Source organism: Amycolatopsis melonis, from assembly GCF_040064235.1.
Taxonomy (GTDB): Bacteria; Actinomycetota; Actinomycetes; order Mycobacteriales; family Pseudonocardiaceae; genus Amycolatopsis; species Amycolatopsis melonis.
This window is the reverse complement of sequence record NZ_JBDZYD010000015.1, coordinates 142,422-162,485: the sequence shown is the minus strand read 5'-3', so window position 1 is coordinate 162,485 and position 20,064 is coordinate 142,422. Positions and strand designations below refer to the sequence as shown.

Sequence of the window (20,064 nt, the reverse complement as noted above, 5' to 3'; positions counted from 1 at the left end):
GGCGCCTCCAGCTACAGGTCGAGCGCCCGGCCCGCGACGACCAGCACGACCCGGTCGGCGTCGGCGGACACCCGGTTGTTGAGTGCGCCCAGCACATCACGGAACAGCCGCCCGGACGACGTTGCGGGCACCACACCGCTGCCGACCTCGTTGCTGACCGCGACCACCGGCACCCGCGCCGCGGCCCACGCGGCCAGGAAGTCCTCCAGGCGGTCGTCCAGCCGGTGCTCCCAGCCCGGCTTCTGCCGCCACGCGCCGACGTCGTCGAGCACGCGCGAGAGCCAGGTGCCGAGGCAGTCGATCAGCAGCGGCTCGGTGGCCGTGCGCAGGATGCCGGACAGGTCGGTGGTCTCGACGGTCTTCCAGTGCGCCGGCCGCCGCGCCTGGTGCGCGGCCACCCGCGCGGCCCATTCGGGATCGTCCTCGCCCGCGGGCAGGCCGGGCGCGACGTAGAGAAGGTGCGGGTGGCGGGCGACGAGCCGCTCGGCGTGCCGTGACTTCCCCGAGCGGACCCCGCCGAGGACCAGCACCTTGCCTTCGTCGCGTCCGTACCGGCGTAGTGCCCGCGCCAGGGTCTCGAGATACCCGGCGAGCCGGTGCGTCAGCTTGGTCATACCCGGCATTCTGGTGCACGCGCTACGGTTCGCCACGTGCCACTCCGTCTAGGGACAACCACGGCCGGACTCGTGACCGGATATGTCGCCGACGCCCTGTTCGGTGACCCCCGACAGGGGCATCCGGTGGCCGTGTTCGGGACAGCCGCAGCCCGCCTCGAACGCCGCCTCTGGGCCGATTCGAAGCCGCGCGGAGCCGCGTACGCGGCGTTGTGCGCCGGCGCGGCCGTAGGACTCGGCGTCGCGCTTCAGGCGGCGACGCGGCGACGCCCCTTCGCGCGCTTCGGCGCGACGGCCGTCTGTACGTGGGTAGTGCTCGGCGGACGCGGCCTCGCCGCCGAAGGCACCGAGATGGCCCGGCTGCTCGAAGCGGGCGACGTGCCTTCGGCGCGTACGCGGCTCTCGCACCTCTGCGCGCGCGACGCGACGACGCTCGGCTCGGCCGAGCTGACCCGCGCGGCGACCGAGTCGATCGCCGAGAACACGTCGGACGCCGTGGTCGCCCCGCTGTTCTGGGGCGCGGTCGCCGGACTGCCGGGCCTGCTCGGCTACCGGGCGCTCAACACGCTGGACGCCATGGTGGGCTACCGCTCACCGCGCTACCGCAACTTCGGCTGGGCGGCGGCACGGGCGGACGACGTGGCGAACCTGGTGCCGTCGCGGATCGGCGGAGTGCTCGCAGCGGCGTGCGCCCCACTGGCGGGCGGCCGGACGCGAGAGGCATGGCGGATCTGGCGCCGCGACGGCGGACGCCACCCGAGCCCGAACGCGGGCCAGGTGGAGGCGGCCTTCGCGGGAGCACTGCACATCCGCCTCGGCGGAACGAACAGCTACGGCGGCGAACTCGAAAGCCGAGCCCGCCTGGGCGAAGGACGCGACCCGCAGCCAACCGACCTGAGGCGAGCGGTCCGGCTGTCCCGCCTGGTCGGCGCGGCGGCAGTCGCCTTCGCTGCCGCCATAGCCGCTGCGACTCCTGCTGTAGCGGCTTCGGCCGGGTCGGTGGTTCCTGCGGGCGCAGCTGCTGCGGCGCCCGCTGCAGCGGCGGCTGCGGCTCCGGCTGTAGCGACTTCGGCCAGGTCAGCGGCTTCCGTCAGGTCAGCGATTCCCGCAGCCACAGCGGCCGAAACCTTCCCCGCTGCAACCCTCGCCACGAAAGCCCCAGCCCCCAAAGCAGCCCCCGCCACTCCCTGGGGGGCGTCCCCAGCCCAGTCTACCGGCTCCCCACCAGCGAAAACCGCCGTTCGGCGATCTGTGGACAACTCCGCCTTTCCCGAGGTGGTTGTGGACAACCTGCGGGGTGTCCGATGAGGGGCCTGCTGGTTGCCGGGACGACTTCCGATGCCGGGAAGAGTCTTGTTACCGCTGGGATTTGCCGGTGGCTTGCTCGGCGGGGGGTTCGTGTTGCTCCCTTCAAGGCTCAGAACATGTCCAACAACTCCATGGTCTGCCGCGATGGTGCCGAGATTGGGCGGGCTCAGTGGGTGCAGGCTCGGGCTGCCGGGGTTGAGCCCGAGGCTGCCATGAATCCCGTTTTGCTCAAGCCCGGCAGTGATCGGCGCAGTCATGTTGTTGCGCTCGGGAAACCCTTTGGCACCCTCGAAGCCGGGGAGTACGCCACCGGGCGGGCCGGGCTTGCCGAGATTGCCTTTGGTGCCTTAGAGGACCTCAGTGCTCGATATGACGTTGTCGTCTGTGAAGGCGCCGGCAGTCCTGCCGAGATCAACCTTCGTGGTGGCGACTATGTCAACATGGGGCTTGCGCGGCGGTTCGGGCTGCCCGTCGTGGTCGTCGGCGATATCGACCGCGGTGGGGTGCTGGCCGCCATGTTCGGCACCCTTGCGCTGCTTTCCGCCGAGGACCAGGCGCTTGTTGCCGGCTGGATTGTCAACAAGTTCCGTGGCGACGTCGGGCTGCTGCGGCCTGGCCTCGACAGTCTCGAGAAGGTCACCGGGCGGCCCGTGCTCGGTGTTCTGCCCTGGCTCGACCGTGTGTGGATCGACTCCGAGGACGCTCTTGCCGCCGCGGGCTGGCGGCGGGAGGCCCATGGCGCTGGGCTGCGGGTGGCCGTTGTGCGGTTTCCGCGGGCCTCCAACGCCACCGATGTCGACGCCCTTGCCGCCGAACCCGGCGTCACCGTGACGCTCACCGCCGATCCCGATGTGGTTGCCGCGGCCGATATTGTCGTGCTTCCCGGGTCGCGGGCCACCGTCGGGGATCTTGCCTGGCTGCGGGAACGTGGCCTCGACGTCGCTGTGGTGGCCCGGGCCGCCGCTGGGCGGCCGGTGCTTGGCATCTGCGGGGGCTACCAGATGCTTGCCGAGTCCATTGTGGACGACGTCGAATCCGGGGTGGGGACGGTGCCAGGGCTCGGGTTGCTGCCTGCCCGGGTGACGTTCGCCGCGGAGAAGGTGCTGGCTCGCCCTGTTGGTGAATGGCGCGGCACCCGGGTCGGCGCCTACGAGATCCACCACGGCTCGGTGACGGTGGACGGGCCGCACGAGTCCTTTCTGGACGGTGTGCGGGCCGGGGCGCTGTGGGGCACGATGTGGCACGGCGCCTTCGAGAACGACGCCTTCCGCCGCGCGTGGCTCACCGAAGCGGCCGCCCAGGCCGGGACCCGGTGGGCCCCGGCTCCGGACGCGCCGGGGTTCGGCGACCTGCGGGAAGAAATGCTCGACAAGCTCGCGGACGCCGTCGGCGAACACCTCGACACGACGGCGTTGCTCGGGCTGGTGGAGGCAGGCGCCCCCGGCGGGCTTCCGTTCGTTCCGCCCGGGGCACCCTGACCGTCAGGCGGCGACGGCCGTCCGGCGGTTCAGTGCCTTCTCCGCGAACGCGCCGAACGTCAGGCCCAGCGCCAGCCACAACGTCACCTGGGTGCCGACCGACGCCGTGCGGAAGCTCCACAGCGTCGACGCCGGGAACGTCGCCGGGACCTCGTCGACCACCGGCATCAGCCACGCCACCACGCCGATCACGACGAGGTAGCCCGCCGCGGCGAGCAGGAAGCCGGTCCACGCCCCGAAGCGGTCGGCGAGCTTGCGGCCGAAGACCGTCGCGAGGATGCCCGCGAGGAGCGAAACCGCGACGAACCCGAAGTACAGCTCGGTCCGGGAACCGATCGTCCCCGGCTGGCCCACTGCGGGCGGGTTGGCCGGATACTTGAGGAACGGCACCAGGAACACCACGGCGAACGCGCCGCCGGTGAGCAGCAACGCCGTCACGCGCGGGCGCAGCGCACCGAGGCGGCCCTGGGCGAACGCGAACGCGAGCGAGAGCAGCCCGCCGATCGCGACGCCGTAGACCAGCACGCCGGTGAGCAGGCCGAGGGTGCTCTGGATGTCCCGGGGGACCAGTTCCTCTTCTTCGTGGTGCTCGGCCGCCGGAGCGTCGTGGGAATGGGTGTGACCGCCGGACTCCTCGAGCCCGATGGCGGTGTTCACCGACGGCTCGCCGAAGGCGTAGGCGAACCCGAACGCGAGCACGCCGGCGATCAGGCCCGCGAGCATGCCGCGGACCAGCAGGGTCTTCATCATGGGAGCGCGTGCCCGCCGATCAGTGGCAGGGGAAGGCCAGCAGGTGCCGGCCGTCGTGCACGAACTCGTGGACGTACATGTTCGCGAACACCGCGGTGGCGCCCTGCTCGGCGCTGACGAAGTACAGCGCGATCAGGGCGAGCAGCACCACGAACCCTGCCCAGGGGAGGATCTCGCGGACCGGGATCCGGATCGGGAGCGGAACGGCGGGAGCTGCCGTCTGGGTCATGGTGTGGCCTCCTCGGGCTTTCGCGGCCTCATCGGGGTCGGTCACGAGGGTCCGGGTCTGGCTTCCCCCTGGCGGGGGTCACAGTGGCGCGACCGCGCGGACTTGCACCGCGTTCCGGAATCTCCTCGTCTGGCCGGTTGAGCGTAGGTCCGCCGTTCCGGCCGCGTCAATGTGACAATGCCGCGGTGACTCGAATGGTGGCCGCCCTCGACGTGGGCGGGACGACGATCAAGGCGGCGTTGCTCGATGAGCGGCTGCGGCCCCAGGCGGCGCTGCGCGCGGAGACGGCACGCAGCGCGGACGGCACGGCGCTGGCCGCGCAGGTCGTGGACATCGTGGCCGCGCTGGCGGAGCAGGCGGGCACCGGCGCGCCGGCGGCGGCCGGGGTCGTGGTGCCGGGGATCGTCGACGAGCAGACCCGGATCTGCCACTTCTCGGCCAACCTCGACTGGCGCGACGTCCCGTTCGGCGAGCTGCTGGAGGACCGGCTCGGGCTGCCGGTGGCGTTCGGCCACGACGTCACCGCGGGCGGCATCGCCGAGTTCCGCGTCGGCGCCGGGCAGGGCGCGACGAACGCGGCGTTCATCCCGGTCGGCACCGGGATCGCCGCCGCGCTGCTGCTCGACGGGCGGATCCACCGCGCGCACGGGCTGGCGGGCGAGGTCGGGCACATCGACGTGGGCCACCCCGGCAAGTGCGGCTGCGGCGCGACGGGCTGCCTGGAGGCGATCTCGTCGGCGGCGGCGATCGCCCGCCGCTACACCGAGCGCACCGGCCGCCCGGCCGACGGCGCGCGCGAGGTGGTGGAGCTGGCCCGCCGCGGCGACGAGGTGGCGGTGGCGGTGGTGCAGGACGCGCTCGACGGCCTCGGCCACGGCATCCGCACGCTGCTGACGCTGCTGGGCCCGGAGGTGATCGTCCTGGGCGGCGGCCTGTTCACCGCGGCCGACTACGTGCTGGAGCCGGTGCGGGAGTGGCTGGCGGCGCACCTGACGTTCCAGCGGATGCCGGAGCTGAGGGTGGCGAAGCTGGGCGACGAAGCAGGGCGGCTGGGAGCTGGGCTGCTGGCACTGGACCGGCTGGCACAGCTGTGACGGTGGGTGGCCCGGTCGGCTCGACCGGGCCACCGGTGGTCAGAGCGAACGCAGGAAAGCCAGTGACGGCATGAAGAAGTACTCGCCACCCCGCAGCGTCACCGACTGCGGCACCGGCTCGGCCGTCCGCTGCGACGGGCCGCCCCATTCCACCGTGTAGTCCGACGTCCCGCGCTCGCCCTGGCCGATCACCGGGTCCAGGCCCGGCGTGACGCCGTCGACGATCGGAAAGCCCGGGTTGTCCGCCCACAGCGCCTGCGTGAACTCGAACTGGTTGTCCAGCACCGAGTTGAACGCCATGAACAGCAGCCCGACGCCGCCGCTCGGCCTGGCCGCGGGCGGCAGGTCGGCGTTCGGGTCGTCCGGGCGCTCACCGTAGGTGACGCCGCGGCGGGCCATCAGGTGCAGCCGCTCGGCCGCCGGGTCCTCGGCGCCGCCCGAGCCCCGCGGGTTCGTCTTGCGGATGTGGGCCTGGAACGGGCACTTCAGCGCCGCGCGGTCGCTGTCGTAGGTGAAGTTGTTCGACACCGGGCTTTCCGCGCCGTCCTCGCGCTGCGTGGTCAGCGGCGTGCCGTCCTCGAACCGGCCGATGATCATCGCCCCGGCGCGCTCGCGGTCCTCGCCGGTCAGGCCGAGCGTGTCGGCCAGATCCGCTTCGGCCTGCTTGAACCGCCGCACGTTCTGTTCCAGTTTGCGGAAAACGAAATAACTGCCGAAGTGCACGCCCGGATCCGGCGCCGCGGTGTCCGGCACCAGCACCTGCGCGAGCGGTGCCGCCGGGTTCCACACGTTGATGCCGTCGGTGTTGTTCTTTTCCGCGTCGACGTCTTCGGTGAGGAACAACGGCTGGCTGCGGCCGTCGACGTACCCGAAGTGCTCGATGCCCTCGCCGCGCGCGTTGACCCGGCCGAGCCCGGTTTCCTCCGCCAGCACCGTCACCGAGTCCGGCAGCAGGCCGAGGATTTCGTTGCGCCGCGCGGTCATCGCCTTGTCGGTCGCGTCGCCGACGAGGACGACGGCGTGGATTTCGCCGCGGTAGCCCGGATCGAACGTCGACCGCGGCGGGTCGTTCAGCTTCCGCCGCGTCGCCGCCGCCGTCATCCCGCGCAGGAAGGCCTCGTCCTGCGGGAAGTTCTCGACGCCGAGGGCGCGGTACCCGGCCGCGGTGAGCCCGACGCCGACGTACGGCGTTCCCCCGGTGCCCGCGGTCTTGAACGCACCCACCTCGTCCAGGTGAGCCTTGGCGGACTTCATCTTCCCGGTGACCGCGACGAGGAACGCCCGCGCCTCGCCCGCGTCCCCGAAACCGAGGAACAGCGCGGAAAGATGGTCGCGGACATGGGCCTTGAGGATGTTCGGCTGCAGTTCGCCGAGCATCGTGGCGGCGTCGCCGGCCGCCGTGGTCCAGGACAGCGTGGTGGACAGATCGACACTCATCCGGGTCCCCTCCCGTGTGAAACCGCCGTGGCGGCGGTACGCACGACCGGACGAATCCCCCTCGGCCGGTCGTGTCCCCTGAATACAGAGTGCAGTGGGTAGGGCCGCAGATGCCACCCGTCCGGCGGATTCACACGAAAGATTAAGTTGAGCGCGAAATCTCTCCGGAAAACGAAAAGGCGGGCCCCGGCCGGGGCCCGCCTTTCACCGGTTCACCGGGTCAGGACCACCACTGGGTCTTGCCGCCCGCGATGAAGTCCCACAGCTGCAGGCGCGTGCCGTTGCCGCCCACCGAGCCCTCGGCGGTCAGGTAACGGGTGCTCGCGCCGCTCTGCAGGCGCAGGTAGCCCTCGGCGTTGACGGTGTCGGCCCACCACTGGTTCTTGCCACCGGCGATGTAGTCCCACAGCTGGACCTTGGTGCCGTTCTTGCCGATCGAGTTCAGGTCGGCGTCGAGGTACCGGCCGCTCTGCACGTTCTGGAAGCGGAGGAAGCCCTCCGGGTTCCGGGTCACGTAGAACGCCTGGTTCGCGGCGTACACGTCACAGTCCCACAGCTGCATCTTCGTGCCGTTGGCGCCGATCGTGTTCAGGTCGGCGTCCCAGCAGCGCCCGAAGGCGGCCGACTCGATCAGGTACGCGTCGGCCTCGGCGACCTGCGCGCCGGCGACCCCGGCGGTCGAGCGGTGCGCGGCCCCGACCTTCGCCGGCCGCAGCTTGATCCCGCCGGACAGCGTCGAGACGCTGACGCCCTTGCCGTCGGCGGGAGCCGCGCCTGCCTGCGGCACGGCGATCAGGCCGAGCAGGCCCGCCGTGGCGGCGACGGTCACCATGAGGCGCTTCATCTTCGTCATCGTTCCCCTTATCTTCGGTCCACCCGTGACGACGAAGGGAGCGGGCAGGCGCCAACCGTCCCCGGGCCTCAGCGGACCCGGCGCGTGGTCGTGCCGGCGGTTCCCCCTCGCCGAGACCGTCAAACCCCCGAAAGCGGTCTCTGCAGCCATCATTCAGTGCCGCCCGGTCCCCGTCGAGAAGATTTCCGGGAGAGGCAAAGACGCAGGTCAGGTGTGTAACGGAACGAGATCTTCACCCGATGGAGGGGCAGACGACCCCGGGGGAACCGTGCGTATCGAGCTGACGTTGCCGGACCTCGTCCGCGTCGGGCTCGCGGCCGCGGCCGACCCGATGGGCGAGCTCGCCGCGAGCCTGCAGGTGCTGCAGCGGCGCGACGGCGGCCGGAACGCGGCGTCGGCGGCGTTCAACCGGTGGCGCCACCGGGTCTGGCAGGGCCTCGGCGACTCGGCGGCGGTGCTGATGTGGCTGTGCCGCCCGGACGCGCCGATCCCGGAGTTCCTGCTGCCCGCGGCAGGCCGCTACGACCTGGAGTCCGGGCTCGCGGCGGTGCTGAAGACCGGTCCGGTGACCCTCAAGACGGCACTGCGGACCGCGCCTGCCGACCGTGATCTGCCCGGCTGGGCGGCCGCGCTCGCCGACGGCGACACCGCCGGCCTGCCGCGGCTGGTCCAGGCGCTGCAGGACTACCACGACCTGGCGCTCGCGCCGGGCTGGGACGTCGTCAGCGCGCAGGTGGACGCCGACCTCGGGATGCGCACGCAGGTGCTGCTCCACGGCGGGGTCGACGCGCTGCTGACCGGCCTGCGCCCGAAGGTGCGCTGGACGGCCCCGGTCCTGGAGACCGACGACCGGGTGTGCGGGACGCTCTCCTCGGAAGGCACGGGCCTGCTGCTGGTCCCGACGTACTTCTCGGTGGACCCGGCACTGGTCCCGCCGTCGCCGGGCGGCGTGCCCCGGCTGCACTACCCGTGCGTCCGCCACGCCGCGCACCCGGCGGGCTTCGACCGCGGAGCGCGCAAGACGCCGGCCAACGCACTGGCGGACCTGCTGGGCCCGACCCGCGCGGCGGCGCTGACGATCCTCGCGGTCGGCTGTTCGACGTCCGAGCTGGCGGCACGGCTGGGCGTCACGCCCTCGGCGGTCAGCAAGCACACGACGGTGCTCCGGCGGGCCGGGCTGATCATCACGCACCGGGAACGCAACACGGTGCTGCACTCGCTCACCCCGCTCGGCAGCGCCCTGCTCGACAGCTAGAGCGCAGGCCTCCTCATTTCGGTGGATGTCCACACCGGAGGGTCGCTGTTAGCGTGGCCTGCCCGATCGAAGCCCACCCGGGAGCGTGCATGAGCCCCATCGAGTCCGCCGCCAACGCGAAGTCCGCCGAGCTGGAGCCGCTCGCCGGCGGCAGCTCGGACGACCTCGGCTTCTGGTTCAACGTCCGTGCCGCCGTCGACCACGTCTACGCGCGCATCATCACGCACGGCTTCCACTTCGCCACGCCGGCGCCCGAGGGTGGCCCGGCCGGGACGTGCGGGATGTCGGTCGGGGAGCTGCTCCGCGTCCGCTAGCTCCCGGCGCGGGGGAACGCCCGCCGGTAGTCGCCGGGGGACACCCCGACCTGCTTGAGGAAGTGGTGGCGCAGGTTGTTCGCCGTGCCGAGGCCGCTCAGCGCCGCGACCTTCTCCACCGGGATGTCCGTCGACTCCAGGAGCGCCTGCGCCCGGCCCAGGCGCTGGGTGAGCAGCCACTGCAGCGGGGTCGTCCCGGTGGCGCGCCGCAGCTGCCGGTAGAAGGTGCGCGGGCTCATCGCCGCGCGGCGGGCCAGGTCGTCGATCGTCAGGGGGCGGTCGAGGTGGGCGCGCGCCCAGTCCAGCACCGGCGCCAGGCCGTCGGCGTCGGTCTCGGGCACCGACAGGTCGACGAACTGCGCCTGGCCGCCGGGCCGGTGGGCGGGGACCACCATCCGGCGCGCCAGCTGGTTGGCGACGTGCGCGCCGAGGTCACGGCGGACCAGGTGCAGGCAGAGGTCGAGCCCGGCGGTCATCCCGGCGCTGGTCAGCACGTCGCCGTCGTCGACGTAGAGCACTGAGTCGTCCACCTGCACCTGCGGGTGCCGCTCGGCGAGCTGCGCGGTGTGCATCCAGTGCGCGGTCGCGCGGCGGCCGTCGAGCAGCCCGGCCGCGGCGAGCGCGAAGGCGCCGCTGCACAGGGACACCATCCGCGCGCCGCCCTCGTACGCGCTGCGCAGGGCCTCGACCAGGTCGGGGGACACCGGCGCGCCGTCCTCCACGCACGCGTCCGGGACCGAAGGCACGATCACCGTGTCCGCGCCGGCGAGGCCGTCCAGCCCGCAGGTCGTCCGGAAGGCCAGGCCGGGCGCGCCCGGTTCCGCCGGACCGGCACTGCACAGCCGCAGGTCGTACCACGGATCGGCGAGGTCGGGCTGCGGCATCCCGAACACCGTGGCCGCGATGCTCACCTCGTAGAGGTCCCACGACTGCAGCCCGATCACCGCGGGCACGACCAGGGCGACGGAGCCGGCACTCATGCGCCGATCGTATGGCAGGAACTTGGTGGTACCCGGCAGTGGTGTCACTGGCCGGGGGCCGCCCGCGCTGCGAACCTTGCGGCAGCCGATCGGAAACCCGCAAGGAGCAAGGAAAAAAATGAAGCAGTCTGTGACCGTTCTCGGCCTGGGGAACATGGGTTCCGCGCTGGCCGGTGCCCTGCTGGACCGCGGTCACCCGGTGACCGTCTGGAACCGCACGGCGGAGAAGGCCGCACCCCTGGCCGGGCGAGGCGCCCGGCTCGCGGCCACGCCGGCCGAGGCGATCGCGGCGAGCCCGCTGGTCGTCGCGTGCGTCCTCGACTACGACGTGCTGCGCGCCCTGCTGGAGCCGGACGCGGAAGCGGTGCGGGGCAAGGCGTTCGTCAACCTGACGTCCGGTTCCCCGGAGCAGGCGCAGGACGCGGCGGAGTGGTTCGGCGCGCGGGGCGCCGACTACCTCGACGGCGCGATCATGACCACGCCCGAGGGCGTCGGCGATCCCGGCGTGATGTTCCTGTACAGCGGCCCGCGTCCGGTCTTCGACGCGCAGGAAGCCACGCTGGCGACCCTGGGCGACCCGGTGTACCTCGGCACCGAGCCCGGCCGGGCGTCGCTGTACGACGCGGCACTGCTGGGCCTGATGTGGTCGGCGATGGCGGGCTGGCTGCACGCCACCGCGCTCGTCGGGGCCGAGAAGGCGACGGCGGCCGAGTTCACCCCGGTGGCGATCCGCTGGCTGGCCACGGTGAACCGGTTCCTGACGCGGTACGCGGCGCAGGTCGACGAGGGGCGGTATCCGGGCGACGACGCCACCGTCGACGTGCAGATCTCGGTCATCGGGCACCTGATCGACGCGGCCGCGGCCCGTGGCGTGGACAACGCGCTGCCGGAACTGCTGAAGTCCACAATGGAGCAAGCAAGCGCCGCCGGGCACGGCTCGGACAGCTTCGCGAGCCTGATCGAGGTGCTCGCTTCGAAGTAGGGCCTCAGCCGAGGGTGGCGGTCGCCGCCACCAGTTCGTCCAGGGCCTCGCGGACCAGCTCGGCGAAGGCCCGGTCGCTGCCCGGCGCGATCCACCGGTGGAAGCCGGTCGAGAAGGCGAGGCCGCCGATCTCGGCCGCGAGGCTCGCCGCCGGGTCCGCGACGCCGCGCTCGCGCAGGGCTCCGGCCATCGCGCCGGTGAGCGTCGCGTGCTTGAGCAGCTCGCGTTCCCGCAGGTCGCTGTGCCCGGAGACGACGGACTGGACCTGTCGCCCGCGCTCCCGCCGTTCCGGCCCGAAGGCCTCCGCGGCGGCCGTCAGCGCGGCCGCGATCGCCTCGATCGGGGTCGCGGCCGCGGGGGCACCCGCGATCGTCTCGGCCAGGATCCGGCTGAGCGGCTCCTGTCCCGCGAAGAGCACTTCGCGCTTGTCGCTGAAGTGCCGGAAGAACGTCCGCTTCGTCAGCCCGGCCCGCTCCGCGATCTCGGCGACCGTGACGTCGTCGTACCCGCGCTCGCCGAACAGGTCGAGCGCGGCGTCGAGCAGACGCTCGCGCGTGTTCGGCTCCCAGCGGCTCATGCTCCCCAGCCTAGGCGATGACACCTGGTGTCATCACGGTGCTATGGTGATGACACCAGGTGTCATCACGAACGGAGAAGCTCATGCGGGTGTTCGTCACCGGCGCGTCCGGCTGGATCGGCCGCGCCCTCGTACCCGAACTCGTCGACGCGGGCCACGAGGTCGTCGGGCTCGCCAGGTCGGACGACGCGGCAGGCGTCGTCGCGGCGATGGGGGCCGAAGTCCTCCGCGGCGACGTCAGCGACGTCGCGGTCCTGAAACACGGCGCCGAAAGCGCCGACGGCGTCGTCCACCTCGCCTTCGGGCACGACTTCGACCGGATCGAGGCGGCGATCCGGACCGACGCGGCCGCCGTCGAGGCCCTGACTTCGGTCCTGGACGGCAAGCCCTTCGTCGCCGCCTCGGGCACGCCGATGGTGCCCGGACGCCCGGCGACCGAACGGGACGACTCGGTCTTCGCGGGCCCGGTCGCCGGCCGGGGAGACATCGCCAGGGCCGTCCTGCAATCCGCCGGACGCGGGGTGCGCGCGTCCCTCGTCCGGCTGCCGCGCTCGGTCCACGGCGAGGGCGACGCCCACGGGCTCATCGCCCGGCTGGCCGCACTCGGACGGGAAAAGGGCGTCGCGGCGTACGTCGGCGACGGCAGCCAGCGCTGGCCCGCCGTGCACGTCGTGGACGCCGCCCACCTGTTCCGGCTGGCGCTGGAGCAGGCCCCGGCGGGGTCGGTGCTGCACGCGGTGGGCGACGAAGGCGTGCGGATCCGCGACGTCGCCGAGGTGCTCGGACGGCGGCTCGGCCTCCCGGTCGAGTCCGTGACCGCGGCGGAACTCGGCTTCCTCGGCGGCCTGGTGGCGCTCGACCAGCCGGCGTCCAGCGCGGAGACGCAGGCGGCACTCGGCTGGCGGCCGACCGGCCCGAGCCTGCTGGACGACCTCGAAAAGGGCTACTACGACTGAGCGGCGGGGACAGCGACGGCGGAGGTGGCGACGATGACACCTCCGCCGTCGCCGGGTCTCACGCGATCGGCCGGTCCGTCGGCGCGATCGGGGACGGCAGGATGTCGCGGCCGGTCAGGTAGGCGTCGACGCCGGCCGCGGCGCTGCGGCCCTCCGCGATCGCCCACACGATCAGGGACTGGCCGCGGCCCATGTCGCCCGCCACGAACACGTTGTCCAGGCTCGTCTTGAACGTCTTGTCGCGCGCGACGTTGCCACGCGCGTCCAGCTCGACGCCGAGGTCCTCCAGCAGGCCCTGCTTCTGTGGGCCGAGGAAGCCCATCGCCAGCAGCACCAGCTGCGCGGGCAGCTCGCGTTCGGTGCCCGGGACCGGCACGAACTTGCCGCCCTCGTTGCGGACCTCGACCAGCTTCAGCGCGCGCACCCGGCCGTTGTCGTCGCCCAGGAACTCCTGCGTGTTCACCGAGTACAGCCGCTCGCCGCCCTCTTCGTGCGCCGAGGACACCCGGTAGATCATCGGGTACGTCGGCCACGGGTGGGCGTCCGAGCGCGCCTGCGGCGGCTTCGGCATGATCTCCAGCTGCGTCACCGACCGCGCGCCCTGGCGGTGCGACGTCCCGACGCAGTCCGCGCCCGTGTCGCCGCCGCCGATGACGACGACGTCCAGACCGGAAGCGTCGAACGGCGACTTCTCCAGCTCGCCCGCGGCGACCCGGTTGGCAGGCGGGAGGAACTCCATGGCCTGGTGGATGCCGTCCAGCTCGCGGCCGGGGATCGGCAGGTCGCGCCAGTCGGTGGCGCCACCGGCCAGAACGACCGCGTCGTACGAAGAAGTCAGTTCCGCCGCGGAGATGTCCACGCCGACGTTCACCGACGTCCGGAACTCCGTGCCTTCGGCCTCCATCTGCGCGAGACGGCGGTCGAGGCGGAACTTCTCCATCTTGAACTCGGGGATGCCGTAGCGCAGCAGCCCGCCGATCTTGTCGGCCCGTTCGAGGACCACGACGCTGTGGCCCGCGCGCGTGAGCTGCTGCGCCGCGGCGAGTCCCGACGGGCCGGAGCCCACGACCGCGACCTTCTTGCCGGTCTTCGCCACCGGGGGCTGCGGGGTTACCCAGCCTTCCGCGAAGGCGCGGTCGACGATGGAGATCTCGACGCGCTTGATCGTCACCGGGTCGTCGTTGATCCCGAGCACGCACGCGGTTTCGCAGGGCGCCGGGCACAGCGTGCCGGTGAACTCCGGGAAGTTGTTGGTCGCGTGCAGCCGCTCGATCGCGTCGCGCCAGTCGTCGCGCCACACCAGGGTGTTCCACTCGGGGATGAGGTTCCCGAGCGGGCAGCCCTGGTGACAGAACGGGATGCCGCAGTCCATGCAGCGGCCGGCCTGCTTCTCCAGCTTCGTGGTGGCGAAGTCCTCGTAGACCTCGCGCCAGTCCAGCAGCCGCAGGTCGACCGGACGCCGCTTCGGCTCTTCGCGGGTGGTGGTCAGAAAGCCCTTGGGGTCAGCCATGTGCGGCCTCCATGATCGCCTCGTTCACGTCGCGCCCGTCGCGCTCGGCCTGCACCTGGGCGGCGAGCACGCGCTTGTAGTCCTTCGGCATGACCTTCCCGAAGCGGTCGACGCCCGCGTCCCAGTCGGCCAGCAGTTCCCGCGCGACCGCGGATTCCGTTTCGTTGTAGTGCTTTTCCAGCGTTTCCCGGAGGAAGTCGACGTCGTCGGCGTCGAGCGGGTCGAGGTCGACCATCTCCGGGTTGACGCGGTGCGCGGGCAGGTCCAGCACGTAGGCGATGCCGCCGGACATGCCTGCCGCGAAGTTGCGCCCGATCGGGCCGAGCACGACCATCCGGCCGCCGGTCATGTACTCGCCGCCGTGGTCGCCGACGCCTTCGACGACGGCCAGCGCGCCGGAGTTGCGCACGCAGAACCGCTCGCCGACCTTGCCGCGGATGAAGATCTCGCCGCTCGTCGCGCCGTAGGCGATGACGTTGCCCGCGATGATCTGCTCTTCCGCGACGTAGGTCGCCTCGCGCGGCGGCCGCACGATCAGCCGCCCGCCGGAGAGGCCCTTGCCGACGTAGTCGTTGCCGTCGCCGAACAGCCGCAGCGTGATGCCCTTGGGCACGAACGCGCCGAAGGACTGGCCCGCGGTGCCGGTGAAGGTGACGTCGATGGTGTCGTCCGGCAGGCCTTCGCCGCCCCACCGCTTGGTCAGCTCCGAGCCGAGCATGGTGCCGACGGTCCGGTTCACGTTGCGGACGGGCAGTTCCAGCCGCACCTTGTCCCCGGAGTTCAGCGCGCCTTCGGCCAGCTGGATCAGCGTGTTGTCCAGGGCCTTCTCCAGGCCGTGGTCCTGCTTCGTCTGCTGCAGCCGCAGCCCGGCAGGCGCCGTCTCGGGCACGTGGAAGATCGGCGACAGGTCCAGCCCCGAGGCCTTCCAGTGCTCGATCGCCCGGCGCTTGTCGAGGAACTCGGCGTGGCCGACGGCCTCGGCGATGGACCGGAAACCCAGCTCCGCCAGGTACTCCCGGACCTCCTGGGCGATGAACTCGAAGAAGTTGACGACGTATTCGGCCTTGCCGCTGAACTTCTCGCGCAGCTTCGGGTTCTGCGTCGCGACGCCGACGGGACACGTGTCGAGGTGACAGACGCGCATCATGATGCAGCCGGACACCACCAGCGGCGCGGTCGCGAAGCCGAACTCCTCGGCACCGAGCAGCGCCGCGATGACGACGTCGCGGCCGGTCTTGAGCTGGCCGTCGGTCTGCACCACGATCCGGTCGCGCAGCCGGTTGGCCAGCAGCGTCTGCTGCGTCTCGGCCAGGCCCAGCTCCCACGGGCCGCCCGCGTGCTTGATCGACGACAGCGGCGACGCGCCGGTCCCGCCGTCGTGGCCGGAGATGAGCACGACGTCGGCGTGCGCCTTGGACACGCCCGCGGCGACCGTCCCGACGCCGACCTCGGACACGAGCTTCACGTGGATGCGCGCGTTCGGGTTGGCGTTCTTGAGGTCGTGGATCAGCTGCGCCAGGTCCTCGATCGAGTAGATGTCGTGGTGCGGCGGCGGCGAAATCAGGCCGACACCCGGTGTGGAGAACCGCGTCTTCGCGATCCACGGGTACACCTTCGCGCCGGGCAGCTGCCCGCCTTCGCCGGGCTTCGCGCCCTGCGCCATCTTGATCTGGATGTCGTCGGCGTTGACGAGGTACTCGCTCGTGACGCCGAACCGGCCGGACGCGACCTGCTTCACCGCGGACCGCCGCTCGGGGTCGTACAGCCGCTCGGGGTCTTCGCCGCCCTCACCGGTGTTGGACTTGCCGCCGAGGCGGTTCATCGCGATGGCCAGCGTCTGGTGCATCTCCATGGAGATCGAGCCGTAGGAGATGGCGCCGGTGGCGAACCGCTTGACGATCTCCGAGACCGGCTCGACCTCCTCGATCGGCACCGGCGCACGCTTGCCGTACTTGAAGTCGAACAGCCCGCGCAGCGTCAGCAGCTTCTCGGCCTGGTCGTCGACGGCCTTCGTGTACTCCTTGAAGATCTCGTACTTGCCCGACCGCGTGGAGTGCTGGAGCTTGAACACCGTCTGCGGGTTGAACAGGTGCGGCTCGCCTTCGCGGCGCCACTGGTAGTCCGCGCCGGTCTCCAGCTCGCGGTGGGCGGCCCGGACGCCGTCGGCCGGGAACGCGTACTTGTGCCGCTTCGCGACTTCGTCGGCGAGCGTGTCGAAGCCGACGCCGCCGAGGCGGGACGTCGTGCCGGTGAAGCAGTTCTCGATGACCTCTTCGCCGAGCCCGATCGCCTCGAAGATCTGCGCGCCGGTGTAGGACGCGACCGTCGAAACGCCCATCTTGGACATCGTCTTGCGGACGCCCTTGCCGAGCGCCTTGATCAGGTTCTGCGTCGCCTGCTTCGGCGTCACGCCCGGGATCAGGCCCTGGTGCGCCATTTCCTCGACGGTCGCCATCGCCAGGTACGGGTTCACCGCGGCGACGCCGTAGCCGATCAGCAGCGCGATGTGGTGCACCTCGCGCGCGTCGCCCGCCTCGACGATGAGGCCGACCTGCGTGCGCGTCTTCTCGCGGACGAGGTGGTGGTGCACCGCGCCGGTCAGCAGCAGCGAGGGGATCGGCGCGTGGTTCTCGTCGACGCCGCGGTCGGACAGCACGATCAGCCGCGCGCCGTCCTCGATCGCTTCGGAGACCTCGGCGCGGATCTCGTCGAGCCGCTTGACGAGCGCGTCGCCGCCGCCGTGGACGTTGTAGCGCCCGAGCACCGTGACCGCCTGGAACTCCGGCAGGTCGCCGTCGTCGTTGACGTGCACCAGCTTGGCGAACTGGTCGTTGTCGAGCACCGGGAACGGCAGCACGATCCGGCGGCAGCTGGCCGCGTTGCCCTCCAGCAGGTTCGGCTCGGCGCCGATCTGCGTGCCCAGCGCCGTCACCAGCTCCTCGCGGATGGCGTCCAGCGGCGGGTTGGTGACCTGGGCGAACAGCTGGATGAAGTAGTCGAACAGCAGCCGCGGCCGGCTCGACAGCGGGGCGAGCGGCGAGTCGTTGCCCATCGAGCCGATCGGCTCCGCGCCGGTGCGGGCCATCGGCTCGAGGATGGCTTCGAGCTCTTCCTCGGTGTAGCCGAACGCCTGCTGGCGGCGGACGAGCGCGGCGTGCAGCGGGACCTCGCGGTCGCGCTCGGGCAGGTCTTCGAGGTGCACGAGCCCGGCCTCGACCCATTCGTCGTACGGGTGCGCGGTCGCCAGCTCGTTCTTGACCTCGTCGTCCTCGACGATCCGGCCCTCGGCGGTGTCCACGAGGAACATCCGTCCGGGTTCGAGGCGTCCCTTCCGGACGATCGTCGCCGGGTCGATGTCCAGCACGCCGACCTCGGAGGCGAGCACCACGAGGCCGTCGTCGGTCACCCAGTACCGGCCGGGACGCAGGCCGTTGCGGTCCAGCACCGCGCCGATCTGCGTGCCGTCGGTGAAGGCGACGAGCGCCGGGCCGTCCCACGGCTCCATCAGCGTCGAGTGGAACTCGTAGAACGCCCGCCGCGCCGGGTCCATCTCCTGGTGGTTCTCCCAGGCCTCCGGGATCATCATCAGGACGGCGTGGGGCAGCGAGCGGCCGCCGAGGTGGAGCAGCTCCAGCACCTCGTCGAAGGACGCCGAGTCGCTGGCGCCGCGGGTGATCACCGGGTAGATCCGCTTGAGGTCGCCCGGGATCAGGTCGGTCTCCAGCAGCGCCTCGCGGGCGTCCATCCAGTTGCGGTTGCCGCGCAGGGTGTTGATCTCGCCGTTGTGCGCGACGTACCGGTACGGGTGCGCCAGCGGCCACGACGGGAACGTGTTGGTGGAGAAGCGGGAGTGCACCAGGCCGATGGCGCTGGTGACGCGCTCGTCGGTCAGGTCGGCGAAGAACCGCTCGACCTGGCCCTCGGTGAGCATTCCTTTGTAGACGATCGTGCGCGAGGACAGCGACGGGAAGTACACGTCGTCCTCGGCCAGTTCGTGCTCGGCGCGCTTGCGGACGCAGAAGGCGCTGCGCTCGATGTGCAGCGGGTCCGAATGTTCCGGCTTCGGGCGGCGCGCGGTGAGGAACAGCTGCGTGAAGTGCGGCATGGTCTCGGCCGCGGTCGGCCCGCAGTGCTCGGTGTGCACCGGCAGCTCGCGCCAGCCGAGGACCCGCATGTCCTCCTCGGCGGCGATGCGCTCGATGGTCGTCATGGCCCGCCCGCGGCGCTTTTCGTCCTGGGGCAGGAAAGCCGTGCCGACGGCGTACGTCCCGGGCTCGGGGAGGGTGAAGTCCACGACCTCGCGGTAGAACTCGTCCGGGATCTGGATCAGCAGGCCGGCGCCGTCGCCGGTGTCCGGTTCGGCACCCCGCGCCCCGCGATGTTCCAGGTTGCGCAACGCGACCAGTGCCTTGGCGACGATCGCATGATCGCGTCGTCCGGTCAGGTCGGCGACGAAGGCGACACCGCAGGCGTCGTGTTCGTATTCGCTCCGGTAGAGGCCCTCGGCCTCGGCGTTGCTGAGCTGCTCCCCGCGACGGGGAAGGGAACTGGCACGGTGGGTCACGGCTGGCCGCCTCCCAAGGCGTTGGCGCGACCGGTACTCACTCCATCGAGTGGTTCGAAGCTGAACCGGTTAACGAAGTGGTCCGGTACCGCGATGGTCAGTCGAGAACAGTTGATGCCGCTCCGGGCATGGCGTCCGGAACGCGGTCATCTGGGAGGCCGCACAACGCTGGGCAGCCGAACATGTCGGGTCCTGCAGGCGCACGGAACGGCCACTGTGGTGGGGGGCCGGCCGGAGCGCGCGGTGTTACTCCCGGGTTCGCCGGGTCTTATGACGATAGTGTGAATTCGCTGTAATCGACATACGTCGTTGCGTCCGGGTGGGAAACGCCACGCTTACGTTGACGGCTTCCAGGGTAGTCCCATATGCCGGGCTGGGTCTCCCGCTCGTCGGTATGCAGCCCTGATGACCTGCGGAAACGTCTGTCCCAAGTGGTCCGGGGCGCGTGTCGCCGCGCGGCGCGGGGGTGAGAAGCTGAGTGCATGGCGGACTCGTCCGATGACTGATCGTTATCTCTCCGTGGCTCGATCCGGTGTCCACGAGATCGAGGTGAAGCGCTCCCGCTTCCTCTGCGCGCTCGCTCCGGTGACGTCGGAAGAGGCCGCGCGCGAGTTCATCGCGGCCCGCCGCCGCGCGGATCCGGGTGCACGCCACCACTGTCACGCCTTCGTTCTGGGGCCGGACGGGCGAACGCAACGGTCCAGCGACGACGGCGAACCGGCGGGCACCGCGGGCACGCCGATGCTGGAAGTACTGCGCCGCCGGGAAGTGACCGACACGGTCGCGGTGGTGACCCGCTACTTCGGCGGGGTGCTGCTGGGCGCGGGCGGGCTGATCCGCGCGTACGGTCAGTCCGTTTCGGACGCTCTGGAAGTTGTTGGTGTACTAGAACACCGGCGTCTCAGCCTGGTCGAGGTGGCGGTGAGCTACGACCGCGCGGGACGGCTGGAGAACGACCTGCGGTCGTCTCCGTACTTGCTCCACGCCACCCGTTTCGACGAGCAGGCCCGCTTCGAGATCGGCCTGGCCCCGGGCCAGGCCGAGACGTTCGCTGGCTGGCTTGCCGACCTGACCAACGGCGAAGCGGCGACAACGGAACTCGGCGAAACCTGGATCCAGGTCCCCTGACCCAAGCCGTAACTCGCGTGACGGAACCCGTAACT

16 protein-coding genes and 1 pseudogene are annotated in these 20,064 nt (G+C 71.4%); 8 read left to right on the top strand and 9 right to left on the bottom strand.

All coding sequences use genetic code 11. From position 1 onward, the window contains the following. Positions 1-11: 11 nt before the first annotated feature. Positions 12-614: a bifunctional adenosylcobinamide kinase/adenosylcobinamide-phosphate guanylyltransferase gene (locus tag ABJI51_RS35480; RefSeq protein WP_348955469.1), complete on the bottom strand. Its 603-nt coding sequence runs from the start codon at positions 612-614 to the stop codon at positions 12-14. A gap of 36 nt (positions 615-650) precedes the next feature. On the opposite strand from ABJI51_RS35480, the pseudogene ABJI51_RS35475 reads away from it, so the two are divergent. Together ABJI51_RS35475 and ABJI51_RS35470 are read left to right on the top strand one after the other, a co-directional pair. Next, positions 651-1,577 (top strand): annotated as a pseudogene (locus tag ABJI51_RS35475) (cobalamin biosynthesis protein); the annotation flags it as partial. 341 nt (positions 1,578-1,918) lie between these two features. Next, positions 1,919-3,400 (top strand): cobyric acid synthase, encoded by a 1,482-nt coding sequence (locus ABJI51_RS35470; protein WP_348955468.1) that lies wholly within the window; start codon positions 1,919-1,921, stop codon positions 3,398-3,400. 3 nt (positions 3,401-3,403) lie between these two features. On the opposite strand, the gene ABJI51_RS35465 is transcribed toward ABJI51_RS35470, so the two are convergent. Together ABJI51_RS35465 and ABJI51_RS35460 are read right to left on the bottom strand one after the other, a co-directional pair. Continuing rightward, on the bottom strand, positions 3,404-4,150 hold the full coding sequence (locus ABJI51_RS35465) for a CbtA family protein (protein WP_348955467.1): 747 nt from the start codon (positions 4,148-4,150) through the stop codon (positions 3,404-3,406). A 19-nt stretch (positions 4,151-4,169) separates the two neighbouring features. Beyond that, positions 4,170-4,379: a CbtB domain-containing protein gene (locus ABJI51_RS35460; protein ID WP_348955466.1), complete on the bottom strand. Its 210-nt coding sequence runs from the start codon at positions 4,377-4,379 to the stop codon at positions 4,170-4,172. Positions 4,380-4,573: 194 nt separating this feature from the next. On the opposite strand from ABJI51_RS35460, the gene ABJI51_RS35455 reads away from it, so the two are divergent. After that, positions 4,574-5,473, top strand: coding sequence for an ROK family protein (locus ABJI51_RS35455; protein ID WP_348955603.1), 900 nt, complete (start codon positions 4,574-4,576; stop codon positions 5,471-5,473). 39 nt (positions 5,474-5,512) lie between these two features. On the opposite strand, the gene ABJI51_RS35450 is transcribed toward ABJI51_RS35455, so the two are convergent. Next, entirely contained in the window at positions 5,513-6,910 is a 1,398-nt protein-coding gene (locus ABJI51_RS35450; protein WP_348955465.1) for a Dyp-type peroxidase, read from the bottom strand. Between the two features lie 220 nt (positions 6,911-7,130). Then, a complete protein-coding gene (locus tag ABJI51_RS35445) occupies positions 7,131-7,763 on the bottom strand; it encodes an RICIN domain-containing protein (protein ID WP_348955464.1) in 633 nt (210 codons plus the stop codon). Positions 7,764-8,031: 268 nt separating this feature from the next. Between ABJI51_RS35445 and ABJI51_RS35440 the strand changes: the two genes are divergently transcribed. Both ABJI51_RS35440 and ABJI51_RS35435 read left to right on the top strand, forming a co-directional pair. Continuing rightward, positions 8,032-9,018, top strand: coding sequence for an ArsR/SmtB family transcription factor (locus ABJI51_RS35440; protein WP_348955463.1), 987 nt, complete (start codon positions 8,032-8,034; stop codon positions 9,016-9,018). A gap of 89 nt (positions 9,019-9,107) precedes the next feature. Next, on the top strand, positions 9,108-9,332 hold the full coding sequence (locus ABJI51_RS35435; RefSeq protein ID WP_348955462.1) for a hypothetical protein: 225 nt from the start codon (positions 9,108-9,110) through the stop codon (positions 9,330-9,332). Here the strand turns inward: ABJI51_RS35435 and ABJI51_RS35430 are convergent. After that, positions 9,329-10,216 carry a helix-turn-helix domain-containing protein gene (locus ABJI51_RS35430; protein WP_431605697.1) on the bottom strand — a complete coding sequence of 296 codons (888 nt, stop codon included), beginning with the start codon at positions 10,214-10,216 and terminating at the stop codon, positions 9,329-9,331. The two genes, ABJI51_RS35435 and ABJI51_RS35430, sit on opposite strands and share 4 nt — an antisense overlap. Before the next feature lie 214 nt (positions 10,217-10,430). Here ABJI51_RS35430 and ABJI51_RS35425 point away from each other — a divergent pair, with 214 nt between their 5' ends. Continuing rightward, positions 10,431-11,294 (top strand): NAD(P)-dependent oxidoreductase, encoded by an 864-nt coding sequence (locus tag ABJI51_RS35425; protein WP_348955460.1) that lies wholly within the window; start codon positions 10,431-10,433, stop codon positions 11,292-11,294. 4 nt (positions 11,295-11,298) lie between these two features. On the opposite strand, the gene ABJI51_RS35420 is transcribed toward ABJI51_RS35425, so the two are convergent. After that, on the bottom strand, positions 11,299-11,871 hold the full coding sequence (locus tag ABJI51_RS35420) for a TetR/AcrR family transcriptional regulator (RefSeq protein ID WP_348955459.1): 573 nt from the start codon (positions 11,869-11,871) through the stop codon (positions 11,299-11,301). Between the two features lie 83 nt (positions 11,872-11,954). Here ABJI51_RS35420 and ABJI51_RS35415 point away from each other — a divergent pair, with 83 nt between their 5' ends. Then, positions 11,955-12,827 carry an SDR family oxidoreductase gene (locus tag ABJI51_RS35415; protein ID WP_348955458.1) on the top strand — a complete coding sequence of 291 codons (873 nt, stop codon included), beginning with the start codon at positions 11,955-11,957 and terminating at the stop codon, positions 12,825-12,827. A 58-nt stretch (positions 12,828-12,885) separates the two neighbouring features. On the opposite strand, the gene ABJI51_RS35410 is transcribed toward ABJI51_RS35415, so the two are convergent. Together ABJI51_RS35410 and gltB are read right to left on the bottom strand one after the other, a co-directional pair. Further along, positions 12,886-14,337 (bottom strand): glutamate synthase subunit beta, encoded by a 1,452-nt coding sequence (locus tag ABJI51_RS35410; RefSeq protein ID WP_348955457.1) that lies wholly within the window; start codon positions 14,335-14,337, stop codon positions 12,886-12,888. Continuing rightward, on the bottom strand, positions 14,330-18,901 hold the full coding sequence (gltB, locus tag ABJI51_RS35405) for a glutamate synthase large subunit (protein ID WP_348955456.1): 4,572 nt from the start codon (positions 18,899-18,901) through the stop codon (positions 14,330-14,332). Before gltB ends, ABJI51_RS35410 begins: the two co-directional genes overlap by 8 nt. A 498-nt stretch (positions 18,902-19,399) precedes the next feature. Between gltB and ABJI51_RS35400 the strand changes: the two genes are divergently transcribed. Continuing rightward, on the top strand, positions 19,400-20,029 hold the full coding sequence (locus ABJI51_RS35400) for a YigZ family protein (RefSeq protein ID WP_348955455.1): 630 nt from the start codon (positions 19,400-19,402) through the stop codon (positions 20,027-20,029). Positions 20,030-20,064 lie beyond the last annotated feature (35 nt).

Excerpts from the sequence above, each read along its gene's own strand:
- ABJI51_RS35480 (WP_348955469.1), bottom strand. The coding sequence starts at position 614 with ATGACCAAGCTGACGCACCGGCTCGCCGGGTATCTCGAGACCCTGGCG.
- ABJI51_RS35470 (WP_348955468.1), top strand. The coding sequence starts at position 1,919 with ATGAGGGGCCTGCTGGTTGCCGGGACGACTTCCGATGCCGGGAAGAGT.
- ABJI51_RS35465 (WP_348955467.1), bottom strand. The coding sequence starts at position 4,150 with ATGATGAAGACCCTGCTGGTCCGCGGCATGCTCGCGGGCCTGATCGCC.
- ABJI51_RS35460 (WP_348955466.1), bottom strand. The coding sequence starts at position 4,379 with ATGACCCAGACGGCAGCTCCCGCCGTTCCGCTCCCGATCCGGATCCCG.
- ABJI51_RS35455 (WP_348955603.1), top strand. The coding sequence starts at position 4,574 with ATGGTGGCCGCCCTCGACGTGGGCGGGACGACGATCAAGGCGGCGTTG.
- ABJI51_RS35450 (WP_348955465.1), bottom strand. The coding sequence starts at position 6,910 with ATGAGTGTCGATCTGTCCACCACGCTGTCCTGGACCACGGCGGCCGGC.
- ABJI51_RS35445 (WP_348955464.1), bottom strand. The coding sequence starts at position 7,763 with ATGACGAAGATGAAGCGCCTCATGGTGACCGTCGCCGCCACGGCGGGC.
- ABJI51_RS35435 (WP_348955462.1), top strand. The coding sequence starts at position 9,108 with ATGAGCCCCATCGAGTCCGCCGCCAACGCGAAGTCCGCCGAGCTGGAG.
- ABJI51_RS35430 (WP_431605697.1), bottom strand. The coding sequence starts at position 10,216 with ATGCCGCAGCCCGACCTCGCCGATCCGTGGTACGACCTGCGGCTGTGC.
- ABJI51_RS35425 (WP_348955460.1), top strand. The coding sequence starts at position 10,431 with ATGAAGCAGTCTGTGACCGTTCTCGGCCTGGGGAACATGGGTTCCGCG.
- ABJI51_RS35420 (WP_348955459.1), bottom strand. The coding sequence starts at position 11,871 with ATGAGCCGCTGGGAGCCGAACACGCGCGAGCGTCTGCTCGACGCCGCG.
- ABJI51_RS35415 (WP_348955458.1), top strand. The coding sequence starts at position 11,955 with ATGCGGGTGTTCGTCACCGGCGCGTCCGGCTGGATCGGCCGCGCCCTC.
- ABJI51_RS35410 (WP_348955457.1), bottom strand. The coding sequence starts at position 14,337 with ATGGCTGACCCCAAGGGCTTTCTGACCACCACCCGCGAAGAGCCGAAG.
- ABJI51_RS35400 (WP_348955455.1), top strand. The coding sequence starts at position 19,400 with ATGACTGATCGTTATCTCTCCGTGGCTCGATCCGGTGTCCACGAGATC.